Source organism: Labrys sp. HAY1-8F (genome assembly GCF_056754975.1).
Map to the genome: position 1 here is coordinate 3,214,809 of NZ_JBPGWZ010000002.1, position 25,274 is coordinate 3,240,082.

Sequence of the window (25,274 nt, forward strand, 5' to 3'; positions counted from 1 at the left end):
AGTGAATACGGCTTTTTTAGGCGGCGTCGGCGAACCAGGAGGCCGCAAAGCGGCCCTCATGTTCAAGCTCGGCCGCGCCGGTCATCAGCACGTGACCATCGGTCTCGCGCCATTCGATCTGAAGGTCGCCGCCCGGCAGGCTGATGCGAGTCCTGCGCCCGGTAAGGCCAAGCCGCGCCGCCGCTACGCCGGCGGCGCAGGCGGCCGAACCGCAGGCGCGGGTGAGACCGGCGCCGCGTTCCCACACGCGCAGCACGATATGGCTGGTATCGCGAACCTGTGCGATCGAGACATTCACCCGCTCGGGGAACAGGGGATCGTGTTCGATGGCCGGGCCGATGCCGGCGAGGTCGATCTCGGCGGGATCCCGATCGATCCAGAACACGGCATGCGGATTGCCCATGCTCACCACGCTTGGGGATTGCAGAAGGGGAGCCTCCGCCGGGCCGTAGGCATAGTCGATGGCCTTGGTGTCGCCGGCATTCCGGGCAAGGGGGATCGCTTGCCAGTCCAGGGCCGGAGGGCCCATGTCGACAATGAAATTGTCGACGGCGAAGTCTGCGTCCGCCCGCCGGGCCTCGACCAGGCTGGTCGGGGTCTGCAGCAGGAGGCGGTCCTTGCCGAGCACCGGCATCAGATACCAGGACACGCAGCGCGTACCGTTGCCGCAGGCGCCCGACTGGGAACCGTCGGCATTGAAGATGCGCATGAAGGCGTCGGTCCCCGCCTGCTGCGGCGGATAGAGCACCATCAGCTGGTCGAAAGGCTCATGCGCCGCGATGGCGCGGGCCTCCGCCGGCGTGACGGCATGCGAACCGTCGATGAGATCGAGAACGACGATCTCGTTGCCGATGCCGTTCATCTTCAGATAGGGGCGGTTGGCGAGGCCAGACATGGTACTTCCGCGTGATTGAAGGTCCCTGATATAGGGCAAAAGCCCTTGCGAACCAATGGGTGCCGCTCAGCCCGCGGTCTGCTCGACCTCGAGGCGCATGATCGGCCGTTCCGGAGCCGGGGAGGGAACGTGCCGGAAGCCGAGCCGCTCGAAGCTGGTCACGAAGCCTGTCGAGGATGAGGAGGGTGAAATGCGCCGGTCGATCGGGTAGGCCTCGATGATGGTGGCGCCGCCGGTCCGGCCGAAATCGATCGCCGCCTCGATGAGGCGGGATGCGATGCCCCGCCGCCGGACCCCCTTGGCGAGGTAGAGAAAGGAAATCGACCGGACCGGATTTTGCGCCATTCTTGCCGAAAAGAGCCTCAAAATCCGGCCAGAGCTCGGCGGTAAGGGGGTGGGTGGTCAACTCCATGCGCCAGTCTCCTGTCCACGCTGTCCAGTGGCGGTCGCCCAAAGCCAGCACGTGTTCAGTCATGAATCGCAAAACGCCGGGGTCATCCGGCTGTGCGGCGCACCGGCCCAGCCGTCGCACCATTCTGCATTATGGTCACCGCTCCCGATTCGGAGCGATTCGCCATGCCTTCTGCCTTCAATGCCCGCAGCCTTCTGCCAACCTTGCCGTCGGGAAGAGAATGGCTGGCAGTCAGCCACGGCGAATCGGGGGACAGCGTCTATCGCCGCAGCGATGGCGTGGCCTTCGCCAAACTATCCCGGGGCCGCGATGCCACCGCCCTGGAGGGAGAGCGCCGGCGGATCGAATGGCTGAGCCGCTTCAATCTCGGTTCTCCCGAGGTGCTCGATTGGCATCAAGGGGAGGGAGGAGCCTGTCTGGTCACCAGTGCGGTGCCCGGCGTGCCGGCGAGCGATCTGGATGGTTATCAATTGTGGCAGTCGTGGCCGTCGATCGCGGCCCGGGTCGGTGCGCTGCATGCGCTCACGGCCAAGGATTGCCCGTTCGAACGCAGCCTTTCGACCATGCTCGCTTGTGCGGCCGACGTGGTGTCGCGCGGCGCCGTCAATCCCGATTTCCTGCCGCCGGAGCAGAAGGAGGTGGATCCGGCCGAGCTGCTTTTTGCGCTCGAAGCACAGCGCGAACAACGCCTGGCGGAAGAGGCTGGGGATCGCGTCGTCTGCCATGGCGATGCTTGCATGCCCAATTTCATGGTCGATCCCATCACGCTGCGCTGCACGGGCATGATCGATCTGGGTCGTCTCGGCACGGCGGACCGCTATGTCGACCTCGCGCTGATGGTGGCCAATGCCGGCGAGAGCTGGTCCGGCCCGGGGCAGGCCGAGGCAGCTTTCGACATGCTGTTCGACGAGCTCGGCCTGGAACGCCCGGACAGGGAACGGCTCGCCTTCTACCTGGGCCTGGACCCGCTGACCTGGGGCTGAGTTCTGGCCCGAGGTCGCGAGCCTTGCCGATCTCCCGCCTGAAGTGGGTGGCTCGCCATCGCGGCCTCCCCCAAAGGGGACGCATCCCTCCCTTTGGATCATCCCCCGAATGGATAGCTGTCGGGAGGCGCGGGCTGTGCTTAGAATATGCCGAGTTGGCAGCACGGGCATGAACTCGCCCATGCGCGAGGGTCCATGCCAGCTTTGCCTCGATATTCGGCCTGGGGGGTCGGTGCGTGCGGGTCAAGACCACTCTGCCCCGATGGGAAGATCTACCCGTCGTTGAATCCGTTCCCCTAACGATCTGGCCTCGATGAAGATTTCTACTGCACATCCGGTATGTCAGCTGCATGCTGACGGTTCGATGCCAATAGGCCATGCCGGGCAGGAAACCAACGCGTCATGAAAGCCCAGATCGGAACCCTTTCCAAACGGACCGCCAAGGCTGGCGCTTGGACGGCCGGTGCCCGCCTTGCCGGAAAGGCGGTCGACTTCGTTGCCTTGATCGTGCTGGCCCGTTTTCTCGGGCCGAGCGATTTCGGTCTGGTCGCCATGGCCATGACGCTGATCTTCATCGTCGAGGCCATCATGGAGCTGCCATTGGCCGCTGCCATGCTCCGTGTGCCCGCTCCGGGGCCGGATGTCTACAGTACGGCCTTCACCCTCGGCCTGCTCCGGGGCCTGATCATTGCTGGGTTCTTCGTTCTCTGCGCCTGGCCGCTCTCCTATTTCTATGGTGAACCGCGGCTGGTGCCGCTGGTGATGAGCCTTGCCTTGGCGCCTGCCATGCGTGGCTGCGTCAGCCCCATGATGGTGGAATACAACCGCCAGATGGATTTTCGCCGCCAGGCAGGCCTGGATGTCGCGAGCAAGTTCATCGCCATCACCGCCGCGATCGTGATGGCGATCGTGACCCGCAGCTACTGGTCTATCGCGGTCGGTACGGTGCTGGTGCCGCTGGTGTCGCTGGTGGGTTCCTATGTGCTGGCGCCCATGCGGCCAAGGCTGACCCTGAAGGAATGGCCGATCTTCGCCGACATTCTGACTTGGAACTTGATGTCGCAGATCCTGTCCGCCCTCAATTGGCAAGTGGACCGGCTCGTATTACCGCGCTTCATCCCGCCGGCGGCTTTTGGTCGCTACGCCATGGCTAACGATCTTTCGGCCCTGCCCTTCCAGGTCCTATCGGCGCCCTTGGCCACTCCCCTGAATGTCGCCTTCGTCACCGCGCACCAGAATGGCGGGCTCGACAAGACCTACCTGAAGGCTTGCGTCGGTATTTTCCTGCTGATGGCCCCCGTTCTGTGCTTCGGCGGCATCATGGCCGAGCCGCTGGTCCGTACCTTCCTTGGTGCGCAATGGGCGGAGGCGGCGCCTGTCCTTACCGGACTGGCTTTGGCAAGCATCGGCTCCATTCCGGCCCTGCCCATGGCGCCCCTTGCAGTCAGCCTCAACCGGTCGCGCCAGATCACGCTGAGGAATCTGATCGAATGCGCGGTACGGGTTCCCCTCACCATTGTCGCCGTATTGGCGGCAGGCGTATTAGGCGCGGTGATCGCCAAGAGCGTCGCCACACTTGCCGTGCTAGTCTCCACCATGATGGCCGTACGGTCCATGATCGGAATTTCCCTGCGCACCCAGTTCGTGGCGCTCGCCGGGCCTGCTGCCGCCCTGCTGATCAGCGGCACGCCCCTGGCTTATGTCGCAACACTCATTCATGCCGATGGTGACATCGTCATGAACTTGCTCCGCCTCGCAGCCGCCGGCATTCTTTATGTGCTGACTTATGTCGTCGCGGTCTATGTGATATCGCTGCGCTTCGGCGACGTGACCGGAATCGGCACCTTGCTCAATACCATTGCGGCACGGGCGGTCGTTCGGTTGAAGGCCTAAGGAAAGGTCGGGCGTGAGCATCGAACCCATCGGCCTCTTTTTCCTGCTGCTCGGGATCCTGGTCCTGGTTCGCGGGCCGATCTTCGGTATCTATCTCCTGGTTCCGACCATGGTGCTGGGCTCATGCGCTGCACTGATCGTCTCGAATGCGTCGATCCAGCCCTCGCATCTGCTGCTGGCCTTCACCGCCATGGCATTGATTGCCCAGCCAGGCACCTGGCCTTCCATCCTCGGCCGGCTGACCTTCCCCCGCGAGGGATTCTGGTTCGCCGCCACCACGGTTCTCGGCATTGTCGGTGCCTTCATCCTGCCGCGCTTCTTTGCCGGCGTGACCTATGTGGTGGCGATCGGGGCGACCTCGAGCGGTGGCTCCGCGCTGATCCTGGTGCCGCTCTCACCAACGACCGGCAATCTGACCCAAAGCATCTATTTCATCGGCGACCTCGTCTTCTTCCTGATCTGCTACCTGGTCGCCTTGAACAAGCAAGGCCTGGAAGCGATCACCAACGCCATCCTGATCTATTGCGCCCTCAACATCTTTTTCGCCCTGGTCGATCTGGCGACCTACTGGACCGGTACTTCCTTCCTGCTCGATTTCATGCGCAATTCCACCTACGGCATTCAGGACGAGGCCGTCATCAACGGCCTCAAGCGCATCAACGGTTCGTTCACCGAGGCCTCCGCCTTCGCAGCTTCCTCCCTGTGGGCAGGCTGCTTTGCCTTCCGGCTCTGGCTCGGCGGTATCCGCCCGCGCCTCACTTTTGCTCTGGCTGCCATCAACATGCTGCTGGTGGTGTTTGCGACCTCCTCCACCGGCTATGTCGTGCTGCCGCTGATGCTCGGCATCATGTATCTGGCATCGCTGCTGCGGGTGGCTCGGGGCACGGCCTTGCCGCGGGGGGTCTATGCCTATCTGGGGCTGGCGCCGCTGCTGCTCATGGTCATCCTCGCCATCGTGTTCCTCACGCCGGCTCTGTCGGGTCCGATCATGGACATGGTTCGCGACATGGTGCTGAACAAAGGCGCCAGTGCCTCGGCCGAAGAACGTGGCATGTGGAACCAGACCGCCCTGAATGCCTTCTTCGCCACCTATGGCGCCGGTGCGGGCATTGGCACGGTCCGGGCCTCGAGCTTCCCGGTAGCTGTTCTCGCCAATCTCGGCGCCGTCGGTGCCCTGACCTACGGGATCTTCATCCTGATGGCGCTGTTCAAGCCGGCCTCCCGCCCGCTCGACTGGACCACCACCCAGATTCAGGCGGCGGCACGAACCAGTTGCCTGGTTGCCCTGATCATGAGTTCGATCTCTGGCACGATGGTCGACCTTGGCCTGCCTTTCTACATGCTGGCAGGCATTGCCTGCGCGACCTGCGACTTCCAGGCCGGGGCGCGTCAACGCCAGCAACTCGCCCCGGCTTGAGAAGGAGGCGTCCGATGGAACCCGCAAGAACGATACATGGCCGGCAAGAGCGGTCGAGGTGAGACATGGATACGAGCGCCAGCCTGCAAGCGATCATGGATGAGAAGGTGAACCCGTCATTGTCCGACAAGCCATCGAAGATCTGCCTCATCTTCGCTACGCGGGGCCGGGCCGAGGTTCTCAAACGCGTCGTCGGCTTCGTCGATCGGCAGAGCGTGAAGCCTGATCTGATCATCGTCTCCTGCGTGTCGGACGAAGATGTCGGCGATCTCGTCAGCCGACCCGGCCTGCTGGTGGTGAAGGGGCGGCCGGGCCTGACCACGCAGCGGAACACGGCCCTCGGCCAGGTTCCCGACGATATCGATGTCGTGATCTTCCTGGATGATGACTTCCTGATGCAGGAGGCCTGGATCGCCGAGATCGTCAAGGTCTTCGGCAGCGATCCGGCGATCGCCTGCATCACCGGTACCTTGCTGGCCGATGGCATTCATGGCGCGGGCCTGTCCTTTGAGGAAGGGCGGGCCATCCTGGCCGATGCACCCGAGGTGCCGGTCAAGCTGATCGCCGCCTCCACCGGCGGCCCCTATGGCTGCAACATGGCCTTTCGGGCCAGCGCCATCGCCGGCCTTCGCTTCGACGAGCGCCTCGTCCTCTATGGCTGGCAGGAGGATCGCGATTTCGGCGGCCAGGTCTGGAACCGGGGGGGGCGCGTGGTCCGGGTCAACACGGCGCTCGGCGTGCATCTGGGCACCAAGGGGGGCCGGGTATCGGGGCGCCGGCTCGGCTATTCGCAGGTCATCAATCCGCTCTATCTGGTGAACAAGAAGACCATGCCGCTGCGCGACGCGCTCGACCATGTCGTGCGCAACGTCGCCAGCAATGTCGTGCGGAGCTTTGCGCCCGAGCCCTATGTCGATCGCCTCGGGCGCCTGCGCGGCAATCTCATCGGAATATGGGATCTCCTGCGCGGCAGGCTGACGCCCGAACGGGCGGAAAAGCTCTGAAGCCCGGGTTGCTCTGTGCAGCAACCCGGCGAACGCCTCAATCGATCACTTCGAGGATCACGGCATGGTCGCTCAGGGATAGATCGATCGCGCTGGCCTCGTTGAGGCTGCGGATGGGCGTACTTCCCACCGTGATATCGTAGACGTTGATGCGGGCGTGAGGCTTGGCGAATTCGATCCTGACGGGCCTGCTACCGGCCGCATTCTCCGCCCACACCACCAGTTGGAACGGCCCGCTGCTCTTCTGCAGCAAGAGGTCGTGTACCGTCGCTGCGCTCTTGGGCAGGGTGTAGTCGAGAGATCCGGGCTGCTGCAAGGGCTTGTCGTCGGCCAGGATCGTGGTGAGGTTGTGGATATAGGAGGCGGCGCGCTTGGGCGTGTCGCCGACGAAAACGCCCTGATTGCCGTCGCCGCCCTCGCCGTCGCGCAGCTGGTAGATGAAGGTATAGCTCCAGCCCCGCTTGAACTGCGCGAGATAGGTGTTGGTCAGGATGGCGCCCTGGCCATGTTCGCCGCCGGGATCGTTGATCGAATCCCAGCCCGTCTCGGTGGTGACGCGCGGCAGGGCCTCGAGCTGAGCCTTGTCATAGCCCGCAAACCCCATGCCCCACATCACGCTGTGGTTGCCGAACAGGCCATCCCAGCGGCCCCTCAGCATCGGGTCAGCCGCATTCCAGGCCTGGTTATCCTCGTAGATACCGCCATTGCCGATCACGTAGTTGTGGGCGTTGGCATAGTCGGCAAAGCGAGTGCCCGCCGGAAAGAGCGTGTTGGCGCCCGGCGGAACGGTGAGGAATTGCAGGCCGATATTGTCGGTCTGGGCGCCCGGCTCGGAGACGCTGAACACCGGATAATCCTTGAGGGTCGGGTTGATCTTGACGGCGGCGTAGAGATCGGCCTGGAACTGGCCGACGGCTTTCCAGCTGCCGTCGCGCCCGCCCTTCTCGCCCTTGTAGGTGATCGGGAAATTATTGGGCTCGTTGGGGCCCTCGATGGCCAAGAGGGCGTTAGCCTTGGCGAGGCGCTCGGCCGCCGCGATGATCGCATCGAGGTCACCGGTGCCGAAAATGGTGAAGCGCACGCCGGTATTATGTGCGACCGCGATGCTGCCCTCGACGTGGCGGGCGCCGTCGCGCACCTGACGGACGCCGAGATATTTCAGCGGCTCGATATAGGAGGCCGGATTCACGCCCTGGTCGATATGGGTGTTGATGCCCAGGGAGTTGAGGAAGCTGTCGGCGCCGACGGCTTTCACCGGATCTGCGAGAGCGGGCGTAGCGACCAGGAACAAAGTGGCGGCGAATGCGGCTCGATGGCAAAGGCGTGGTTCAAGGCAATCAAATCGAGAGAAATGCGACATATATGACCATCTGAAAAGCTGAAGACCGGTTCGGGATTCGAGGGCATGAAATCACAGGACGACCCCGCCTTCCTAGTTGGCCTTTAGAGGGCTTGAGGGATGAGCCGATGCCTGGCTCCACCCGCTGTGACCGCTTCGGCGGTGCGCCGGCCCGCTGCATCGGTCATTGGGATGGGCCCCATCGTCCTATCTTGTCGGCAAGCTACTCCCTTCGGGGGAAAGAGAACCGGCTTCAACTCGACTATAACCAGAGCAAGGCGCATTCAGGCTCGAACGCGCTTTGCTCTAGCTCTTTGCTTCCAAGCCAATCCAACGGATGAGCTTGGGCGTCTTTGCGATTCCAGGCAATTCCGCCCAATCGCAAAACGCCATAGAGGCAAATCTGCCAACGAGGCGTTGCGGCAATGACCAGGACGATAGCGTTCAACGGCAAGTTCTTCGGAGCGCCGCCGACCGGCGTGCACAGGGTTGCCGAACAGCTCATCGCCGCTGTCGACGACTGGCTTGCCGAACAGGCCAAAGATGGCGGCGATTATGCCCTTGTGGTCCGGGAAGGCGCCAAAGTCCCGGCCTATCGCAAGATCGCTTGCGTGCGCGAAAGCAGGCTGGTGCGCTGGATGCATAGGATTGCATGGGAGCAGTTCTATCTGCCCGTGGCGCGCAGGAAGGATTTCCTGCTCAACCTGTGCAATATCGGACCGCTGTTTCATCGCGCTTCGGCCACGATGATTCACGATGCCCAGGTCTATTCCACGCCCGATTCCTATTCACGCCCCTTCCGGCTATGGTACAAATTCGCTTTCTCCTTCATCGGCCGGCGGCACAAGGTCATCTTCACCGTATCGGAATTCTCCAAGAAGGAACTGGTGCGCTACGGTATCGCCCGTGCCGACAAGATCGTGGTTGTCCATAATGGCTGCGACCATATTCTGAAGATCGTGCCCGATGACAGCCTGCTCGCCAAGCTCGAGCTCGAGCGCGGGCGCTATGCCGTGGCGCTGGCGAACACGCAAAAACACAAGAACATCGCCATCCTGCTCGAGGCCTTCGCCAGGCCCGAGCTGAAGGACGTCCCGCTCGTCCTGTTCGGCGGGGCGGGCAAGGCCGATTTCGAGAGCCTTGGCCATATCGTCCCCGCCAATGTGCGGTTTGCCGGTCGTACCAGTGATGCCGAGCTCGCCGGCCTGATGGCCAATGCCGGTGCGCTTGCCTTTCCCTCCCTGACGGAAGGCTTCGGCTTGCCGCCTCTGGAGGCTATGTCGCTCGGCTGCCCGGTGGTCGCGGCGCCCTTCGGCGCGCTTCCGGAGGTCTGCGGGCAGGCCGCGCTCTATGCCGACCCCTTCAAGGCGGAGGAATGGTGCGCGAAAATCCGCTCGGCGCTCGATGATGCGGCGGTGCGCCAGTCCCTGATCGACATGGGGCGCCAGCAGGCCGGCATCTTCACCTGGAGACAGGCGGCGCGCAATCTGCTCGACGCCGTGCAGGCCGGCGCCTAGGGTCGCTTTCCCGGACGTTGAAAGCTTCGTGCGTGGACGAAGCCTGTGTTTGTGCTTAGGGTCGGGGCCTTAGAGCAAAACGCGTCTGTAAATGGAAACGCCCCTGCAATGACGGATAAGAAACCGCCGCGCCCCGTCGGCTCGAACCCGGTCCGCTCCAATCAAGCCCGCCCCAGTTTCACCGACCAGGAAGCCCTGGCCTTCCACTCCCAGGGCAAGCCCGGCAAGCTGGAAGTGGTACCGACCAAGCCGATGGCGACACAGCGCGACCTTTCGCTTGCCTATTCGCCGGGCGTCGCGGTGCCGGTCCGTGCCATCGCGGAAAATCCGGCATTGGCCTATGACTATACGACCAAGGGCAACATGGTGGCGGTGATCTCCAACGGTACCGCCATTCTCGGCCTCGGCGATCTCGGCGCGCTCGCCTCCAAGCCGGTGATGGAAGGCAAATCCGTCCTGTTCAAGCGCTTTGCCGATGTCGATTCGATCGATCTGGAGGTCGACACCAAGGACGCCGATGCCTTCATCAATGCCGTACGCTATCTCGGACCCAGCTTCGGCGGCATCAATCTGGAGGACATCAAGGCGCCGGAATGCTTCATCATCGAGCAGCGCCTCAAGGAATTGATGGATATTCCGGTCTTCCATGACGATCAGCACGGCACGGCCATCATCGCCGCCGCCGGCCTGTTCAACTGCCTGAAGCTGACCGGTCGCGACATCACCTCGACCCGCCTGGTGGTCAATGGCGCGGGGGCGGCAGGCATTGCCTGCGTCGAGCTGGTCAAGGCCATGGGTTTTGCGCCCGACAACGTCCTGCTCTGCGATACCAAGGGCGTGGTCTATAAGGGTCGTACCGACGGCATGAACCAGTGGAAGTCGGCGCATGCCGCCGACACGGACCGGCGCACTTTGGCCGAGGCGCTCGACGGCGCCGACGTCTTTTTCGGCCTTTCGGTCAAGGGCGCCCTCACGGCCGAGATGCTGCGTTCGATGGCACCCAATCCGGTGGTCTTCGCCATGGCGAACCCCGATCCGGAGATCACGCCGGACGAAGCCCATGCGGTGCGCGACGACGTCATCCTCGCCACCGGCCGCTCCGACTATCCCAACCAGGTCAACAACGTGCTGGGCTTCCCCTATATCTTCCGCGGGGCGCTCGACGTGCATGCCACCGCCATCAACATGGAGATGAAGGTGGCGGCGGCGCAGGCTTTGGCCGAGCTTGCCCAGGAGGAGGTGCCGGACGAGGTGGCGAGTGCCTATCAGGGCGCGCGGCCTCGCTTCGGCCGCGACTACATCATTCCCGCTCCCTTCGATTCACGCCTGATGATCCGCGTGCCCGTTGCCGTGGCCAAGGCGGCCATGGAGACCGGTGTCGCCCGCAAGCCGATCGCCGACCTTGCCGCCTATCGCGCGGCACTCTCCGCCCGGCGCGATCCCGTCGCCGGCACGCTGGCCGGCATCTTCGACAGGGTTCGCCGTTCCCCCAAGCGCGTCGTCTTCGCCGAAGGCGAGGAGGAGGCGGTCATCCGCGCTGCCGCCTCCTTCGTCAATCAGGGGCTGGGCACCGCTATCCTGGTTGGCCGCGAAGACCGGGTCGAAGCGGCAGCCGCCTTTGCCGGGGTGGAGCTGCGCGAGGGCATGGAGGTCCAGAATGCCCGCATCTCGCCGCGCACCAATGCCTATGCGCAATATCTCTATGACAGGCTGCAGCGGCAGGGCTACCTGATGCGTGACTGCGTGCGCCTCGCCTCCATCGACCGCAACCATTTCGCCGCCTGCATGGTGGCGATGGGCGATGCCGACGCCATGGTCACCGGCCTGACCCGTAACTATTCGATCGCGCTGGAAGACGTAAGGCGCGTCATCAACGACAAGCCCGGTCATTGCGTCCTCGGCCTGTCGATCGCCATCGCACGCGGGCGAACGGTCGTGGTGGCCGATACCGCCGTGCACGACATGCCGACCTCGGAGGAACTTGCTGCCATCGCCATCGAGGCGGCCTCGGTAGCCAAACGCCTGGGCTATGAGCCGCGCGTAGCCATGCTGGCTTATTCCACCTTCGGCCATCCCGAAGGCGAGCGGGCCGAGCGCGTGCGCGAGGCCGTGCGCATCCTCGACCGCCAGCGTGTCGATTTCGAATATGACGGGGAGATGGGCGCCGATGTCGCACTCAACCGCGACGCCATGGCGCTCTATCCGTTCTGCCGCCTGTCCGGGCCGGCCAATGTGCTGATAATGCCGGCCTTCCACTCGGCCTCGATCTCCACCAAGATGCTGCAGGAGCTCGGCGGCGCCACGGTGATCGGCCCGATCCTGGTGGGCCTCGACAAATCGGTGCAGATCGTACCGCTCGCCGCCAAGGATACCGATCTCGTCAACATGGCGGTGCTGGCGGCGGCCAATATCGGCGGGTGAATGAGGCGCGCCGGATCTTTGTCTGGCGGTATCGACAATACCAAGAGGCATCGAAGATGCCTCTTGGGGATCGCACCAGCGAGCAGACGTAAGTGCAGGTAGGAAGCCCATGCCGCCGCCGCCCGGAGTTGGCGCCGTTGCCGCATGGTTTTCACCGAAAACCGGGATCCGCTTTTCGGTGTGATGCTTCGGGGTCTACTCGGTGCCGTCGCCTGTCAGATAGGTCGGGCGGTTGGCGAGCATGGTGAGTGCGGTGAGGAAAGCAATCGCGCACATTACCGTGACGTACCAGAAGAACCACGTCTCATGGCCGGCATCCTTGAAGGCGAGTGCTACCGCCTCGGCTGAACCGCCGAAGACGGCATTGGCGATCGCGTAGGAGAGGCCGACTCCAAGCGCCCGGACCTCGGCCGGAAACATCTCGGCTTTCACGAGCCCGCTGATCGACGTGTAGAACGACACGATCGCAAGTGCCGCCACCACCAGAAAATAGGCCGCGAGCGGGCTCTGGACGCTGCCGATCGCCGTCAGGAGCGGCACGGTACATAGTGTCGCGAGCCCGCCGAACAGCATCATCGACCATTTCCGCCCAATCCTGTCGGAAAGCGCGCCGAAGAGCGGCTGCATGCACATGTAGGTAAAGAGCACCGCCGTCATGGTGATATTGGCGGTCTCCTTGGCCATGTGTGCCGTGTTGACCAGATATTTCTGCATGTAGGTGGTGAAGGTGTAGAAGATCAGCGAGCCACCGGCTGTGTACCCAATGACGATCAGAAAGGGCCGCGGATGTCGACGTAGCAGGCTGACAAGCGAGCCGGCTTCCTTGCGGGCGCGTGTCTCCGCCGACGAGGTCTCGTGCAGGGAGCGCCGCAGGTAGAAGGCAACGACTGCGGCACAAGCCCCGACCACGAACGGAATCCGCCAGCCCCATGCCCGCATTTCTTCGTCACTCAGCGCGAGTTCGAGGATAACGATGACGGCCGAGGCGAGGAGTTGGCCGCCGATCAGCGTCACATACTGGAAAGAGCCGAAGAAGCCGCGCCGCCCCGCGAGCGCGACCTCGCTCATATAGGTCGCCGAAGTCCCGTATTCGCCTCCCACGGAGAGGCCCTGAACCATCCGGCAGAGAAGGAGAAGGATCGGTGCCAGGATACCTACCGTGGCGTAAGTCGGCAGTATCGCGATCGCCAGTGATCCGGCACACATCATGAGGACCGAGATCATCATCGAGTTCTTGCGGCCATAGCGGTCTGCAATCCAGCCGAAAAGCCAGCCACCGATCGGCCGCATGAGGAAGCCAATGGCGAAGACTGCCGAGGAATAGAGGAGCTGCGTGGTCGGCTCGGCATCCTTGATGAAGCCGAAGAAGGCACTCGAAAAGTAGAGTGCCGTAAACGCGTAGGCGTAGAAATCAAACCACTCGACAAGATTTCCAGAAGATGAGCCGACAATCGCCATCACCCGCCGGCGGGTATCATGCGGATCTGCCACTGCCACGGCCGCGGTGTTACTCATATGTTTCCCCCTGATTGATCTTGTCTTTAGGTAGGTCTTTCAAAGCAATTGTGATCATGCTGTGGCTTTGCTGATCCGGGCAAGCCATTTTTCCCGAAGGGCAGGAGCCAGATGCCCGGATGGGAGTGGATCCTTCGATGGAACCGTCAGCCAGAACCATGATCTCGTCCCTGGAGTCTTTGGATGGCAGAGACCAGATTGTGCTCAACCGCAACGCCATGGCGCTCCATCCGTTCTGCCGCCTGTCGGGGCCGGCCAATGTGCTGGCGGCCAATATGGCTGGGAACGGCGGCACCAGGCAGCTTCCTCCTGAGCGCACCCATTGCATGAGCAGGTGGAAGCTGCAGGATCTTGAATGCTTGCAGAGCTTTTCGATATTGGCCACGAAGGAGCACTACCGAGAAGCTCTGCGGAGGATTTTGTGAGGGGACCTGCACGCGCATGAGCGACGATCGTTGGAACCTCTATCTGTTCGAACGCCATGACCGGCAGCAGATCATGCAATGGGCAGGCAGGCTGCGCTATTTCCGGTTCTGCCGGGCCGTTGGCGGCCATGCCAACGATGGAGACCAGTTGCTGGTCGCGATCGCGGTGGAGACAGAGGCCGATCCGGTGGATGTCTGCGCCACCCTGGGGATCGCCCTGGACGTCGCCGCGCCCGACTCTCCCCAACCGGTGCCGGGCGTTGCCTACACGGCCGAGGAATTCGGCAAGTTCGCTCCCCTCGTGCCGGGAAGCCATCGCATCCGGCAGCCCGGTTTGGTCGAATTGGCTGGGCAGCCCGCCTATGTCCATGCGCAAGCGAATCGGCTGGAAATCAGCCTGAGCGACACCGACCGTCCTTATGAGGTCTCGGAAGCGTCCGTCCGTTCAGCCGAGCGGGTGGAGGCGCTGCTCACGCAGCTGGCAGGCCGGCTGATCGATCCGCCACGTGCCAGCCGGCATTGTATCTGCCCGGCTTATTATCCCGAAATGTGGAATTGAACGTCGGCCCTTGACGGCAGAAGCCAGTACTGTGAGGCTGAGAAAACGTGGTGCCGCTTAGGTGACTCGAACACCTGACCCCATCATTACGAATGATGTGCTCTACCGGCTGAGCTAAAGCGGCGCCAACGGTTTTCAGAAGGCGATCCTTGCGGACGCGCCGCCCTGATACAGGCAAGCAAAGCGGAAGGCAAGCCCCCTCACGCATGCGACGCGAGTTTAGAGCGAAACTCTTGACGCGGCACAAGCTCCCGACTATAGCAACCCACACAAATTTTGGCGGGAGGCTCCGCCCCCAACTTGGGGTGGCGGTTTTCTTTTTGCCCAAGCGATTCTGTCCGCGCAAGCAAGGCAGAATTGCCGGACCCTCTTAACACCGGCAGGTTCCTCGGAAACTGCCCTGGCCCCGCTGCAGCGGCGCCGTTCCGAATTGAGAAGGATAGACCCATGTCCCGCCGTTGCGCGCTGACCGACAAGGGCGTTCAGTCTGGCCACAAAGTGAGCCATTCGAACGTCAAGACCAAGCGCAAGTTCCTGCCGAACCTGCACAATGTCACGCTGATCTCCGACGTGCTCGGTCGCTCCGTGCGCCTGCGCGTCTCGGCGGCCGGCCTGCGCACTGTCGAGCACAATGGCGGCCTTGATGCCTGGCTGATCAAGGCTTCCAGCAACGAACTTACCGCGCCGGCCCTGCGCCTGAAGCGCGAAATCGAAAAGAAAATGACGACCGCCCACTAAGGCAAGGTTGCATGACTGACTTTTCGGGCCGGGGCCTCGCGCTCCGGCCTTTTTCATTGTCCGGAGCGTCGTGCGGCCACGACCCGCTTTGCTCCAGATGAGCAAAGCTTAATGTGACCTCCCCTTGACGGCAGGCCCCCGTTTCGGCGATGCAGAGGCGCCGGTTACCGGGCCCCTCTGACGGTTTGCGCAAAGCATGCCGTGATGTCGGAGCCGGCTTCGATTGTTTTCGAAGCAAAAGGGTCCGGCGTTATGCTCGATTTCGCATTTTCTGATTTTGCCGGCCAGCCCGTCTGGATGTGGCTGGCCTTTCTCGCCTTCGTGGCGCTGTTGCTCGCCTTCGATCTCGGCGTGCTCAACCGTGACGACAAGGTGCTGAGCGTTGCCGACAGCTTCAAGCTGTCGGCCATCTATATCGCCATCGCGATCGCCTTCGGCGGCGCCATCTGGTGGGGCATGGATACCAGGCCGGATGGCACCAGCCCGGCGCTCGACTATTTCACCGGCTATTTCATCGAGAAATCGCTCTCGATCGACAATGTCTTCGTCATCGCCCTGATCTTCCGCTACTTCGCGGTGCCGCCGGCCTTTCAGTACCGCGCCCTGGTGTGGGGTATCTTGGCGGCCGTGGTGCTGCGCGGCATCATGATCGCGGCCGGTGCCAGCATCGTGCAGAGCTATGGCTGGGTGCTCTATATCTTCGCGGCCTTCTTGATCCTGACGGGTCTGCGCATGCTGGTCGCCTCGGACGATCATGCCGAGTTCAAGGAAAACTGGTTGGTTCGCTTCCTGCGTCGTCATATGCGCATCAGCGAGGACCTGCATGGCAACCGCTTCGTGGTGCGCCAGCCGGACCATGCCACAGGCAGGACTTTGCTGCATGCCACGCCGTTGTTGCTGGCCCTGATCGTCATCAACGTCGCCGACATCGTCTTCGCCGTGGACTCGGTACCGGCCATTCTGGCCATCACCACCGATACTTTCATCGTCTACACCGCCAACATCATGGCCATTCTCGGCCTGAGGGCGCTCTATTTCGCGCTGGCGGCGATGATCGATCGTTTCCACTACCTCAAATACGCGCTTGCCCTCGTGCTCGTCTTCATCGGCGGCAAGATCTATTGGAGCCATCTTGTCGGCAAAGTCGATCCGGCTCTCGCCCTGATCGTCACCGTTGCGATCATCGCCGGCGGCATCGTCTTCTCGCTCTGGAAGACCCGGGGCCAGGCCGAAGGGCCGGGCGTGTCGCCCTGACGATTCCCTGCCGATGACGGTGGAGAAGAAAGGTCAACTCCCGCAAAAGTTGATCTGTTTCAGCGGGAACAGACGGGTTAGAGTGGCGGGGTGATGATGGCTTGATCGGGCTCGTCTGCTCTTTACGGAGCAAGGGGACCGGTTAGCGTCGCTGGGGCGGATCCTGTGATCCGTTTCCCGTCCGGGGGGAAGAAGGCAGCGGCCATGCCCAGCGGCATGGCCGGAATGGTTTCGTGTGATTTCTCCTCCCGGCAGGCAGCGCTTTTGAGCAATCATCATCCGAAAGCCTGCCCGCACAGCTTACCGGGCCCTGCTTTTCGGAATCGTGTTCGAGCGAGGAGAACTGCGATGACGATTTTCGGCCTGAAGCTTCGTTACCTGCTGCTGGGTGCCGCGCTGGGCGCGGCCGCTCTGGCGCCGCTGCCGGCCGCCGCCCAGTATGACGATGGATATGGCGGCGGGGGTTATAACGGCGGCGGTGGTTACAACCAGGACGATAACGGCGGCGGCTATCGCCGGCAATATCGTCCCCGCTGCTATTATCGCGTCGTGCGCGTCTACGACGATTACTATGGACGTTATGTCAAGCGACGCCAGCGTGTTTGCGAGCGTAGCGGCTACTAGAGCAAAGCGCGTTCAGGCGAAGGAGTTCCTTGCGATTCCTGACGAGTCCATGAAATCTCAAAATGGGTTTGTTTTTCGCTGCGTGCTACTTGTCACGGCCCAGACAGAATCCTTGGCTTATGGCATGAGACAAGGATTCTGTTTCGAGGCTGATCCGGCTCCGATGGTGGACGGATAGGGACAAGGAAGCGTCGTCATGCTGATTCACCGCCGTTCCGTGCTCGCCGGTCTCGCCCTCGCCGGATTGCGGCCGGGTTTGGCCTCGGCGATGCAGATCGTCGAGGTCGGCACGGTGCTGACGGCCACAGGGCAGACCACCGGGCAGCTGCGGGGCGAGAAACGCGCCCTGCAGGTCGGCGAGCCGGTTTTCATCGATGACATGCTGGCAACCGGGGAAGGAGCCCGGCTGGGGGCCCGGCTCGGGGATGCCACACGCCTGTCCCTGGGCGAGCGCACGCGGGTGCGCATCGACAAGTTCCTGGTGGACCGGGGCGGCGAACTGGTGCTGGAGCGCGGTGCCATGCTGTTCGACCGGCCCGACAATCAACCGTCGGGGCCGCTCAACGTCACGACCCCGTTCGGCCTGATCGCCGCTCGCGGTACCAAATTTTTCGCCGGCCCCAGCGATGGCGTCTTCGGTGTCTTCGTCGAGCATGGCGTGGTCACCGTCGCCACCAAGGGCGGCCAGGTGACCCTCACCAACGGTCTGGGCACGAACCTCGTCAATGCGAGGCAGGCGCCATCCGAGCCAGGCAGCTGGAGTACGCTGCGCATCGCCCAGGCGGAAGCCTCCGTGATTGCCGAGGCCTCTATGGAGTCAGCTCCGCCAGCGGCGGCTGTGCCTCGCGGACCACGGCCGGCACCCAAGCCTTGAAGCTTACCCAATCGGGGCGAACCAGGCTGAAGCGATCGATCGGCAGAGCGCCGCCACGGGCCGGCGCATGCTGCAGGCCCGAATTGACATAGCGCAGCCCGCACTTTTCCATCACCCGGCGCGACGCCTCATTGATCACCCGGCATTCGCCGGTGATCGAGGTAAGCGGCAGGGTCGAAAAGCCATGATCGATCAGGGCGCGCGCCGCCTCCGTGGCAAGGCCCTGGCCCCAATGAGGCTGGCCCAGCCAGTAGCCGATCTCCGCGATCTCGCGCTTGGGAAAGCGCAGACCGATGCAGCCGAGGAAGGCGCCGGTCTCCCGGCACTCGATGGCGAAGGCGAGTTCCTTGCCCGCGATGCGAGCCTCGTCCTGATAACGCACGAAATCCGCAGCGTCGCTTTCGCCATAGGGGAAGGGCAGGCGCCCGGTCATCAATGCCACGGCCGAATCATTGGCGAGGCGTGCCATGCGGGGCACGTCGCCCAGATGCGGCTTGCGCAGCACGAGACGCAGGGTCTCGATCTCGATCGAGGGAATGGAAACGGCCGGGAGAGATTTGAAGGGGGACATGATGGGCTCCTGGCAAGAAAAAGGGCGGAAGGATTTCTCCACCGCCCCTGCGTCAACCTGGAGTCCCAAATAGGGTCATTTCAGGTCCGCCGGTCCAGTGGAGCCGGCGGAGCTGAGGTCCCGCCGGGATTATTCTGCTGCTACTTTGGTCGTGGCGACGTTGACGTAAATTCGGCCGTTGGCTCGGGTGCGGAAGTCGACTCGGCCGTCGGTAAGAGCAAAAAGCGTATGGTCCTTGCCCATGCCGACATTGACGCCCGGATGCCATTTCGTGCCGCGCTGGCGCACGATGATGTTGCCAGCAACGACGGCTTCCGAACCGAACTTCTTCACACCCAAGCGACGACCGGCCGAATCACGACCGTTGCGCGACGAACCGCCTGCTTTTTTGTGAGCCATGGCGATAACTCCTCGAAATTCTATCTACGCCGGTGCTGTGACACGGCGGTGAAAACCATCAATCAGGGGCGACAATGCCCGAAAGCCGGGCGGTTGTCGACCCCAACGCTCTGAAACCGGCTTAGAGGTCCTTGCCGGAAGCCTGCTCGGCCTGGTCGACCTTGGCGCGCGGCGGCTTGCCGTCCAGGAGTTCCTTGGCCTGAATGACCCACTCCTCGCGGGCGGCGCGGCCGCGTAGCGAGAGCTCTTCATCCCACTTGGCGATGTCGGCATCGGTCCAGGCGGCAATGTCGTTCCAGCTGTTGATGCCAGCGGCGCGCAGCTTCTTCTCGATGGTCGGGCCGATGCCCGAGATCAGCGAGAGGTTGGAGGCATCGAGGCCACCGGTCGGAACGGCGGCGGCAGTGACCGGAGCCTCTTCCTTGGCAGCCTTGGCGGGCTTGGCCGCAGCCTTGGAAGGCTTGGCACCGCCGGTGAGGATCTCGGAGATCCGCACCACGGTCTGATGCTGGCGATGGCCGCGCTTGCGCTTCGAATTCTGCCGGCGGCGCTTCTTGAAAGCGATGACCTTGTCATCACGATCATGCTCGACAACCTCGGCGGCAACCGAAGCACCGGCAACCGTGGGGGTACCGAAAGTCAGGCCGGCGTCGCCGCCAACGGCCAGGATTTCGGGGAATACGATGACTTCTCCAACCTTGGCGTCGAGCTTCTCGACCCGGAGAACGTCATTCTGATTGACGCGGTATTGCTTACCGCCCGTCTTGATGACCGCGAACATGTTTTTTCCTCGTTCGGACCCGGCTTTCGCCCGTCTGGCTTCCGCAAAGGGAAACTCGACGGATCGGGTCCTTGCCTGAGCAAAGTCCCCGCAGCGGCCGGCTTTTCCAGTCGTTGATATCTGCCACCTGGTCTTGCGGAATAGGTGGCCACGAAAAAAGGCACGCGGCCCAAAGGCCGCGCGCTGGCGTGGCTTATACAGGCGTGAGGCGCAGAGTCAAGGAAAGTAACGACCAAATCGTCAAGGAGGGACGGCGTGCGGAAAGCAGAAGAATGCCAGGCTTGCCGCCGGTTCTCCCGAAGGCTGCACGGCAGCGAATAATATCCCAGTCCAGGTGTTTTCCCGGCATCCATGCACAAGGGAGAGACATCATGTCCTTAGTCCAAGCTTCGACTCGCCGCCTCGCGGTCACCGCCCTTTCGACCGCCTTTCTGCTGGTCGCGGGTGTGGCCCTCGCCGCCGGGGGCGGGGGAGGCGGTGGCAGCAGTGGGGGCGGAGGGGGTAGTAGCGGCGGTGGGGGAGCCGGCGGGGGAAGCGGCGGCGCAACCAATGGCAAGCCGATCACCGACATGACCACCTGCCCGCGGGGGCAGGTGTGGAGTGTCCGCAAGAAGGCCTGCCTCAAGCTGAAGTCCGAGGCGCTGCCCGACGATGACCTGGCCAATTATGCCTGGGTGCTGGCCAAGGCCGACCGCTACGACGAATCGCTGCAGGTGCTGGACCTGCTCGAGGATCCCAACACCGCCAAGGCCCTCAACTACAGAGGTTATGCCACGCGCAAGCTCGGCCGGACCGACGAAGGCATCGGCTATTATCTCAAATCGGTGGCGGCCGATCCCCAATATGCGCAGGTCCGCGAATATCTGGGCGAGGCCTATGTGATCAAGGGTCGACTCGATCTGGCCAAGCAGCAGCTCGATACCATCAAGACACTCTGCGGCACCGGCTGCGAGGAATATCAGGACCTGAACGAGGCGATCGAGAAAGGCGTCTGACCGGTGCTGTTCCGCCGGAGATAGCTCCGGATCCGATCGACACGCAAAGTGCGCAAACCCCTTTCCCCTCAAAGGGGTTTGTACGGGTGTGGCCCTGCCGGTTTTCGTCGCGGTAGCCGGCGGGGCTTCACTCCGATCCCAGTCGCGGCATCATGTCAGCTCCGCTCATTTCCGTTTGAAGAGCGGCAACAAGCCCGGTTATGACTGGTAGCGCGAATATCGAGGGGGAAGCATGTCGCGCGGCAAGGCTGACCAGTCCGGCTCCCTGGCGGGTCCGTTCGACTTCATTGTGGTGGGGGCGGGAACGGCCGGGTGCCTGCTGGCCAATCGGCTTTCCAGCAATCCAAGCCGGCAGGTGCTGCTGCTGGAAGCTGGGCGGCCCGACAACTATCCCTGGATTCATATCCCGGTCGGCTATCTTTATTGTATCGGCAATCCGCGCACCGATTGGCTCTATCAGACCGAGGCCGAGCCCGGCCTGAACGGGCGGGCGCTGCGCTATCCACGCGGCAAGACCCTGGGTGGCTGCTCTTCCATCAACGGCATGATCTATATGCGCGGCCAGGCGCGCGACTATGACGGCTGGGCCGCCGCGACCGGGGACGAGGCTTGGAACTGGGCCAACAGCCTGCCCGACTTCAAGGCGCATGAGAATCACCATCGCCTCGATGGCGGCGCCGATCCCGCCACCGGCGACAATAGCCGCTTTTCCGACATGCACGGCCATGGTGGCGAGTGGCGCATCGAAAAGCAGCGCCTGCGCTGGGACATCCTCGATGCCTTCGCCGAGGCGGCGGTGCAGGCCGGTGTGCCCCGCACCGAGGACTTCAACAGCGGCGACAATGAAGGTGTCGGCTATTTCGAGGTCAACCAGAAGGCCGGCTGGCGCTGGAACACCGCCAAGGCCTTCCTGCGACCGGCGCGCGGGCGTTCCAATCTCACGGTGTGGACTCAGGCTCAGGTCGAGCGCCTCGCCTTCGGGACTGGTGACGACGGCCGCCGCCGCTGTACCGGCGTGATCCTGCGGCGTGGCGGCGAACTCGTCGAAATCCAGGCCAAGCGCGAGGTCATCCTCTCGGCCGGCGCGGTCGGCTCGCCGCAGATCCTGCAGCTATCCGGAATCGGCCCGGCCGGCCTGCTGCAATCCCATGGCGTCGAGGTCGTGCACGATTTGCCGGGCGTGGGCGAGAACCTGCAGGACCATCTGCAGATCCGGGCCGTGTTCAAGATCGAGGGTGCCCGTACGCTCAACACGCTGGCGAGCAGCCTGACCGGCAAGATGGGCATCGGGCTCGAATATATGCTACGCCGCAGCGGGCCGATGAGCATGGCGCCCTCCCAACTCGGCGCCTTCAGCCGTTCCGATCCCGGCCGGCCGCATGCCAATTTGCAATATCATGTGCAGCCGCTCAGCCTGAACGCCTTCGGCGAGCCCCTGCACGATTTTCCAGCCTTCACGGCGAGCGTGTGCAATCTCAATCCGACCAGCCGCGGCAGCATCCGGATCCGCTCCAACCGGGCGGGCGATGCGCCGGCTATCGCCCCTGGCTATCTCTCGACGGAGGAGGACCGCAAGGTCGCCGCCGACAGCCTGCGCCATGTCCGCCATGTCGTGAGCCAGCCGGCGCTGGCCCCCTACAAGCCGGTCGAATGGAAGCCGGGCGTCGAATTCCAGACCGACGAGGAACTCGCAAGGCTGGCCGGCGATATCGCCAGCACCATCTTCCATCCCGTCGGCACCACCAGGATGGGCAGGGACGGGGATCCCGAGGCTGTGGTCGACAGCCATCTGCGCGTGCGTGGCGTTGACGGCCTGCGTGTGGTCGACGCCGGCGTGATGCCGGCGATCACCAGCGGCAACACCAACTCGCCGACCCTGATGATCGCCGAAAAAGCAGCGCGCTGGATCGCCAAGGGAGAGTGAGGCTTGTTCAGGCCGGCTGACGGCAGCCTTCCAGGATTTTGCCAATCTCCGGCCGGCAGGAACCGCAATTCGTGCCTGCCTTCAAGGCCGTGCCGATCGCCTCGATGCTGCAGGCGCCGCTGCGTGCGGCCGCCTCGATACGGGCCTGGTCGATGCCGAAACAGGCGCAGACCTGTCGGCTGGGGCGGATACCCGGATTGGGTGCGCGGCCCGCGAGAATGAAACGGCGCGTGGCGGCGTCGATCCGCTCCCGGGCCAGCAGGTCCGTGGCCCAGGCTGCGCCCTCCTCATCCCGATGTGGGCCGGTCGAGAGCAGGATCTCGAGGCGGTGATCCACGATCGAGGCCGAGCGGTAGAGATCGGCGGCGGGATTGCGCTGGTGCAGTGGGCTGGCCCACAGATTGAGCCAGTTCGACAGAAGATCGTGCAGAGGCCCCGGCGCGCGCGGGCTGGCGAAATGGACGATCTCGCCATGAGCGACGGTCATGCGGGCATGGCTGAGCCAGGCCGGCATGGGCAGGCGGTGGCGCGAGGCGATGAAGCCTTCCGCCTGCATCATCCAGTGCCGGATTGCGGCCGGCACCGTCTTTGAATCGGGCTGGCCGGAGATGGGATCGGTATGGGCATGCACGAGGGAGCCGACGCGGGCGCGGGCGGCGCTGGCGTCGGTCCAGTGGATCGGCGCGAAGATCGAACCGGGTTGCTGGCTGTCGGTGACCACCACCCGCAGTTCGACTTGGCCCTCGCCGGTGCTCACGACGGCGAAGGCGCCGTCTAGCAGGCCGAAACGCTCGGCATCGGCGGGATGCACTTCCACGAAGGGGGCATTGCGATGCTGGGCCAGGCGCGGGCTGAGCCCGGTGCGGGTCATGGTGTGCCAGTGGTCACGCACCCGGCCGGTATTGAGCAGGAGCGGATGCTCGACGCTTGGCTCGGCCGACAGCGCCGGCGGAGCTAGTGGGACGAGGCGGGCGCGGGCATCGGCATGCGCGAAGCCGCCTTCAGCGAACAGGCGCGGCGTGCCGGTGTCCCGGCCCGATGGCAGCGGCCACTGCACGGGCTCCAGGGCGTCATAGGCTTCGTCGGCGAGTTCGGCGAGGCCACCGATATCGAACAGACGCGTGCCGTCATTCTCGAAGGCGGACAGCGCGGCATGCTCGCGGAAGATCGCCGCGGGCGAGGTGTAATCGAAGGCTTCGGCATGGCCGAGTCTCTTGGCGACCTCGCAGATCTGCCACCAGTCGGGCTGCGCCTCGCCGGGAGGCGCAAGGAAGGGGCGCTGGCGCGAGATACGCCGCTCCGAATTGGTGACGGTGCCGTTCTTTTCGCCCCAGGCAGCCGATGGCAGCACCACGGTCGCGGCATCGGTGAGGCCGTCGACATGGGCGCTGATCTCCGAGACGGCGAGGAAATCGAGCTTGCGCAGGGCTGTTCGCATGGCGTTGGCGCGCGGCAGGCTGGCGGCTGGATTGGTGCAGAGCACCCATACCGCGCGGATCTCGCCGCGCTCGATCGCTTCGAACATCGAGACCGCCTTGCAGCCTTCCTTCTCGGCCATGTGCGGGGCGCCCCAGAAGCGGCCGACGCGATCCACCTCGGTCGGCGAAAAGCCCATATGGGCGGCAAGCTGGTTGGCGAGGCCGCCAACCTCACGCCCACCCATGGCATTGGGCTGGCCGGTGAGCGAGAAAGGGCCGCAGCCGGGCCTGCCGATACGGCCAACTGCGAGATGGGCATTGAGGATGGCGTTCACCTTGTCGGTGCCCTGGGCCGACTGGTTGACCCCCTGGCTGAAGCAGGTGACGACGCGCGGCGTCTCGATCCACCAGTCGAGGAAGGTGGCGAGGTCCTGCTCCGTCAGGCCGCAACGGAGGGCGGCTTGCGTCCGGCTCGGGGCGATCTCGCGCGCGTTGCCGAGGACGGCTTCGATCCCGTCTGTGTGGCGGATGACATAATTTTCGTCGATGGCGCCCCTCTCGGCGATCTCCACCAGCAGGCGGGCGAACAGCACGCTGTCCATGCCCGGTGCGACGGCAAGATGCAGATCGGCGCTGTCGGCTGTGACAGTCCGCCGGGGGTCGATGACCACGATGCGGGTGCCGCGCTTCTTCTTCGCCTGTTCGATGCGCTGCCAGAGCACGGGATGGCACCAGGCTGTGTTGGAACCGGTCAGCACGACGAGATCGGCCTCGTCGAGATCCTCATAGCAGCCCGGCACGATGTCGGCGCCGAAGGCGCGGCGATGGCCGGCGACCGTGGAGGCCATGCACAGGCGCGAATTGGTATCGACATTGGCCGAGCCGATGAAGCCCTTCATCAACTTGTTGGCGACGTAATAGTCTTCGGTCAACAATTGGCCGGAGAGATAAAGAGCTACCGCATCGGGACCATGGCGCTCGATGGTTTCCCTGAACCCCCTGGCGACGGCATAGAGGGCGCGGTTCCAGGTGGTGCGAACGCCATGGATGGTGGGATGGACGAGGCGATGCCCGGTGGCCAGCGTCTCGCCGAGTGCGGCACCCTTGACGCAGAGCCGGCCCTGGCTGGCGGGATGGGCGACATCCCCGGCGATGGCGGCACCACCCTTGCCGTCGGCGGTGGCGACGACCCCGCAGCCGACCCCGCAATAGGCGCAGGTGGTGCGCACGGGGGCCTGGACGGGTTCGATCATCGAGGGATCGGGGGTGGGCATGGAGACGTTCATGGGCGGAGTCTCCGGGGCCGGGACAAGAAG

General features: G+C 63.8%; 22 protein-coding genes and 1 tRNA gene. 14 read left to right on the forward strand and 9 right to left on the reverse strand.

Annotated elements, in window-relative coordinates:
- Positions 1-16 precede the first annotated feature (16 nt).
- Positions 17-895 carry a diaminopimelate epimerase gene (gene dapF / locus ACR9ZN_RS23925; protein WP_481273338.1) on the reverse strand — a complete coding sequence of 293 codons (879 nt, stop codon included), beginning with the start codon at positions 893-895 and terminating at the stop codon, positions 17-19.
- 66 nt (positions 896-961) lie between these two features.
- Positions 962-1,240 carry a GNAT family N-acetyltransferase gene (locus ACR9ZN_RS23930; RefSeq protein WP_454811594.1) on the reverse strand — a complete coding sequence of 93 codons (279 nt, stop codon included), beginning with the start codon at positions 1,238-1,240 and terminating at the stop codon, positions 962-964.
- A 231-nt stretch (positions 1,241-1,471) separates the two neighbouring features.
- Between ACR9ZN_RS23930 and ACR9ZN_RS23935 the strand changes: the two genes are divergently transcribed.
- From ACR9ZN_RS23935 to ACR9ZN_RS23950, 4 genes are all read left to right on the forward strand, one after another.
- Positions 1,472-2,290, forward strand: coding sequence for an APH(3'') family aminoglycoside O-phosphotransferase (locus ACR9ZN_RS23935; protein WP_481273339.1), 819 nt, complete (start codon positions 1,472-1,474; stop codon positions 2,288-2,290).
- Between the two features lie 402 nt (positions 2,291-2,692).
- Complete coding sequence (locus ACR9ZN_RS23940) at positions 2,693-4,183, forward strand: oligosaccharide flippase family protein (protein ID WP_454811598.1); 1,491 nt, start codon at positions 2,693-2,695, stop codon at positions 4,181-4,183.
- A 13-nt stretch (positions 4,184-4,196) separates the two neighbouring features.
- Positions 4,197-5,600 carry a hypothetical protein gene (locus tag ACR9ZN_RS23945; protein ID WP_454811599.1) on the forward strand — a complete coding sequence of 468 codons (1,404 nt, stop codon included), beginning with the start codon at positions 4,197-4,199 and terminating at the stop codon, positions 5,598-5,600.
- A 65-nt stretch (positions 5,601-5,665) separates the two neighbouring features.
- Positions 5,666-6,604 (forward strand): glycosyltransferase family 2 protein, encoded by a 939-nt coding sequence (locus ACR9ZN_RS23950; protein ID WP_454811601.1) that lies wholly within the window; start codon positions 5,666-5,668, stop codon positions 6,602-6,604.
- Between the two features lie 37 nt (positions 6,605-6,641).
- On the opposite strand, the gene ACR9ZN_RS23955 is transcribed toward ACR9ZN_RS23950, so the two are convergent.
- On the reverse strand, positions 6,642-7,859 hold the full coding sequence (locus ACR9ZN_RS23955) for a glycosyl hydrolase (protein ID WP_454811603.1): 1,218 nt from the start codon (positions 7,857-7,859) through the stop codon (positions 6,642-6,644).
- A gap of 509 nt (positions 7,860-8,368) precedes the next feature.
- Here ACR9ZN_RS23955 and ACR9ZN_RS23960 point away from each other — a divergent pair.
- Positions 8,369-9,460 carry a glycosyltransferase family 4 protein gene (locus ACR9ZN_RS23960; protein ID WP_454811605.1) on the forward strand — a complete coding sequence of 364 codons (1,092 nt, stop codon included), beginning with the start codon at positions 8,369-8,371 and terminating at the stop codon, positions 9,458-9,460.
- A gap of 108 nt (positions 9,461-9,568) precedes the next feature.
- The gene (locus tag ACR9ZN_RS23965; RefSeq protein WP_454811607.1) at positions 9,569-11,881 is read left to right on the forward strand and encodes an NADP-dependent malic enzyme; all 2,313 of its coding nucleotides are present in this window, start codon (positions 9,569-9,571) and stop codon (positions 11,879-11,881) included.
- A 195-nt stretch (positions 11,882-12,076) separates the two neighbouring features.
- Here ACR9ZN_RS23965 and ACR9ZN_RS23970 read toward each other — a convergent pair whose 3' ends face one another.
- Complete coding sequence (locus ACR9ZN_RS23970; protein WP_434958933.1) at positions 12,077-13,396, reverse strand: MFS family transporter; 1,320 nt, start codon at positions 13,394-13,396, stop codon at positions 12,077-12,079.
- Between the two features lie 137 nt (positions 13,397-13,533).
- On the opposite strand from ACR9ZN_RS23970, the gene ACR9ZN_RS23975 reads away from it, so the two are divergent.
- Positions 13,534-13,821: a hypothetical protein gene (locus ACR9ZN_RS23975; RefSeq protein WP_454811609.1), complete on the forward strand. Its 288-nt coding sequence runs from the start codon at positions 13,534-13,536 to the stop codon at positions 13,819-13,821.
- Positions 13,822-13,837: 16 nt separating this feature from the next.
- Positions 13,838-14,380 (forward strand): hypothetical protein, encoded by a 543-nt coding sequence (locus ACR9ZN_RS23980; protein ID WP_481273340.1) that lies wholly within the window; start codon positions 13,838-13,840, stop codon positions 14,378-14,380.
- Positions 14,381-14,428: 48 nt separating this feature from the next.
- On the opposite strand, the gene ACR9ZN_RS23985 is transcribed toward ACR9ZN_RS23980, so the two are convergent.
- Positions 14,429-14,504, reverse strand: a tRNA-Thr gene (locus tag ACR9ZN_RS23985).
- Between the two features lie 323 nt (positions 14,505-14,827).
- Here ACR9ZN_RS23985 and rpmB point away from each other — a divergent pair.
- From rpmB to ACR9ZN_RS24005, 4 genes are all read left to right on the forward strand, one after another.
- Positions 14,828-15,118 (forward strand): 50S ribosomal protein L28, encoded by a 291-nt coding sequence (gene rpmB, locus ACR9ZN_RS23990; RefSeq protein WP_434958936.1) that lies wholly within the window; start codon positions 14,828-14,830, stop codon positions 15,116-15,118.
- Positions 15,119-15,370: 252 nt separating this feature from the next.
- Positions 15,371-16,372, forward strand: a complete 1,002-nt coding sequence (locus tag ACR9ZN_RS23995) for a TerC family protein (protein ID WP_481273341.1) — start codon at positions 15,371-15,373, stop codon at positions 16,370-16,372.
- 348 nt (positions 16,373-16,720) lie between these two features.
- Complete coding sequence (locus tag ACR9ZN_RS24000; RefSeq protein WP_434958938.1) at positions 16,721-16,996, forward strand: hypothetical protein; 276 nt, start codon at positions 16,721-16,723, stop codon at positions 16,994-16,996.
- A 196-nt stretch (positions 16,997-17,192) separates the two neighbouring features.
- Positions 17,193-17,870 carry a FecR family protein gene (locus ACR9ZN_RS24005; protein WP_481273342.1) on the forward strand — a complete coding sequence of 226 codons (678 nt, stop codon included), beginning with the start codon at positions 17,193-17,195 and terminating at the stop codon, positions 17,868-17,870.
- Here ACR9ZN_RS24005 and ACR9ZN_RS24010 read toward each other — a convergent pair.
- The 3 genes from ACR9ZN_RS24010 to rplU all read right to left on the reverse strand — a co-directional run bounded on the left by ACR9ZN_RS24010 (position 17,806) and on the right by rplU (position 19,621).
- Complete coding sequence (locus tag ACR9ZN_RS24010; RefSeq protein ID WP_441772180.1) at positions 17,806-18,441, reverse strand: GNAT family N-acetyltransferase; 636 nt, start codon at positions 18,439-18,441, stop codon at positions 17,806-17,808. The two genes, ACR9ZN_RS24005 and ACR9ZN_RS24010, sit on opposite strands and share 65 nt — an antisense overlap.
- 129 nt (positions 18,442-18,570) lie before the next feature.
- Entirely contained in the window at positions 18,571-18,840 is a 270-nt protein-coding gene (gene rpmA / locus ACR9ZN_RS24015) for a 50S ribosomal protein L27 (RefSeq protein WP_068283371.1), read from the reverse strand.
- 121 nt (positions 18,841-18,961) lie between these two features.
- Positions 18,962-19,621, reverse strand: coding sequence for a 50S ribosomal protein L21 (rplU, locus tag ACR9ZN_RS24020; RefSeq protein WP_434958941.1), 660 nt, complete (start codon positions 19,619-19,621; stop codon positions 18,962-18,964).
- A gap of 371 nt (positions 19,622-19,992) precedes the next feature.
- Between rplU and ACR9ZN_RS24025 the strand changes: the two genes are divergently transcribed.
- Together ACR9ZN_RS24025 and ACR9ZN_RS24030 are read left to right on the forward strand one after the other, a co-directional pair.
- Complete coding sequence (locus ACR9ZN_RS24025) at positions 19,993-20,616, forward strand: tetratricopeptide repeat protein (RefSeq protein WP_441772178.1); 624 nt, start codon at positions 19,993-19,995, stop codon at positions 20,614-20,616.
- A 232-nt stretch (positions 20,617-20,848) separates the two neighbouring features.
- The gene (locus tag ACR9ZN_RS24030) at positions 20,849-22,540 is read left to right on the forward strand and encodes a GMC family oxidoreductase (RefSeq protein WP_481273343.1); all 1,692 of its coding nucleotides are present in this window, start codon (positions 20,849-20,851) and stop codon (positions 22,538-22,540) included.
- A 7-nt stretch (positions 22,541-22,547) separates the two neighbouring features.
- On the opposite strand, the gene ACR9ZN_RS24035 is transcribed toward ACR9ZN_RS24030, so the two are convergent.
- The gene (locus ACR9ZN_RS24035) at positions 22,548-25,244 is read right to left on the reverse strand and encodes a nitrate reductase (RefSeq protein ID WP_481273345.1); all 2,697 of its coding nucleotides are present in this window, start codon (positions 25,242-25,244) and stop codon (positions 22,548-22,550) included.
- Between the last annotated feature and the right edge of the window lie 30 nt (positions 25,245-25,274).

Excerpts from the sequence above, each read along its gene's own strand:
- ACR9ZN_RS23940 (WP_454811598.1), top strand. The coding sequence starts at position 2,693 with ATGAAAGCCCAGATCGGAACCCTTTCCAAACGGACCGCCAAGGCTGGC.
- ACR9ZN_RS23980 (WP_481273340.1), top strand. The coding sequence starts at position 13,838 with ATGAGCGACGATCGTTGGAACCTCTATCTGTTCGAACGCCATGACCGG.
- ACR9ZN_RS23930 (WP_454811594.1), bottom strand. The coding sequence starts at position 1,240 with ATGGCGCAAAATCCGGTCCGGTCGATTTCCTTTCTCTACCTCGCCAAG.
- dapF (WP_481273338.1), bottom strand. The coding sequence starts at position 895 with ATGTCTGGCCTCGCCAACCGCCCCTATCTGAAGATGAACGGCATCGGC.
- ACR9ZN_RS23970 (WP_434958933.1), bottom strand. The coding sequence starts at position 13,396 with ATGAGTAACACCGCGGCCGTGGCAGTGGCAGATCCGCATGATACCCGC.
- ACR9ZN_RS23935 (WP_481273339.1), top strand. The coding sequence starts at position 1,472 with ATGCCTTCTGCCTTCAATGCCCGCAGCCTTCTGCCAACCTTGCCGTCG.
- ACR9ZN_RS24035 (WP_481273345.1), bottom strand. The coding sequence starts at position 25,244 with ATGAACGTCTCCATGCCCACCCCCGATCCCTCGATGATCGAACCCGTC.
- ACR9ZN_RS23950 (WP_454811601.1), top strand. The coding sequence starts at position 5,666 with ATGGATACGAGCGCCAGCCTGCAAGCGATCATGGATGAGAAGGTGAAC.
- ACR9ZN_RS24000 (WP_434958938.1), top strand. The coding sequence starts at position 16,721 with ATGACGATTTTCGGCCTGAAGCTTCGTTACCTGCTGCTGGGTGCCGCG.
- rpmB (WP_434958936.1), top strand. The coding sequence starts at position 14,828 with ATGTCCCGCCGTTGCGCGCTGACCGACAAGGGCGTTCAGTCTGGCCAC.
- ACR9ZN_RS24030 (WP_481273343.1), top strand. The coding sequence starts at position 20,849 with ATGTCGCGCGGCAAGGCTGACCAGTCCGGCTCCCTGGCGGGTCCGTTC.
- ACR9ZN_RS23960 (WP_454811605.1), top strand. The coding sequence starts at position 8,369 with ATGACCAGGACGATAGCGTTCAACGGCAAGTTCTTCGGAGCGCCGCCG.
- ACR9ZN_RS24010 (WP_441772180.1), bottom strand. The coding sequence starts at position 18,441 with ATGTCCCCCTTCAAATCTCTCCCGGCCGTTTCCATTCCCTCGATCGAG.
- ACR9ZN_RS23965 (WP_454811607.1), top strand. The coding sequence starts at position 9,569 with ATGACGGATAAGAAACCGCCGCGCCCCGTCGGCTCGAACCCGGTCCGC.
- ACR9ZN_RS24025 (WP_441772178.1), top strand. The coding sequence starts at position 19,993 with ATGTCCTTAGTCCAAGCTTCGACTCGCCGCCTCGCGGTCACCGCCCTT.
- ACR9ZN_RS23995 (WP_481273341.1), top strand. The coding sequence starts at position 15,371 with ATGCTCGATTTCGCATTTTCTGATTTTGCCGGCCAGCCCGTCTGGATG.
- rpmA (WP_068283371.1), bottom strand. The coding sequence starts at position 18,840 with ATGGCTCACAAAAAAGCAGGCGGTTCGTCGCGCAACGGTCGTGATTCG.
- rplU (WP_434958941.1), bottom strand. The coding sequence starts at position 19,621 with ATGTTCGCGGTCATCAAGACGGGCGGTAAGCAATACCGCGTCAATCAG.
- ACR9ZN_RS24005 (WP_481273342.1), top strand. The coding sequence starts at position 17,193 with ATGCTGATTCACCGCCGTTCCGTGCTCGCCGGTCTCGCCCTCGCCGGA.
- ACR9ZN_RS23975 (WP_454811609.1), top strand. The coding sequence starts at position 13,534 with ATGGAACCGTCAGCCAGAACCATGATCTCGTCCCTGGAGTCTTTGGAT.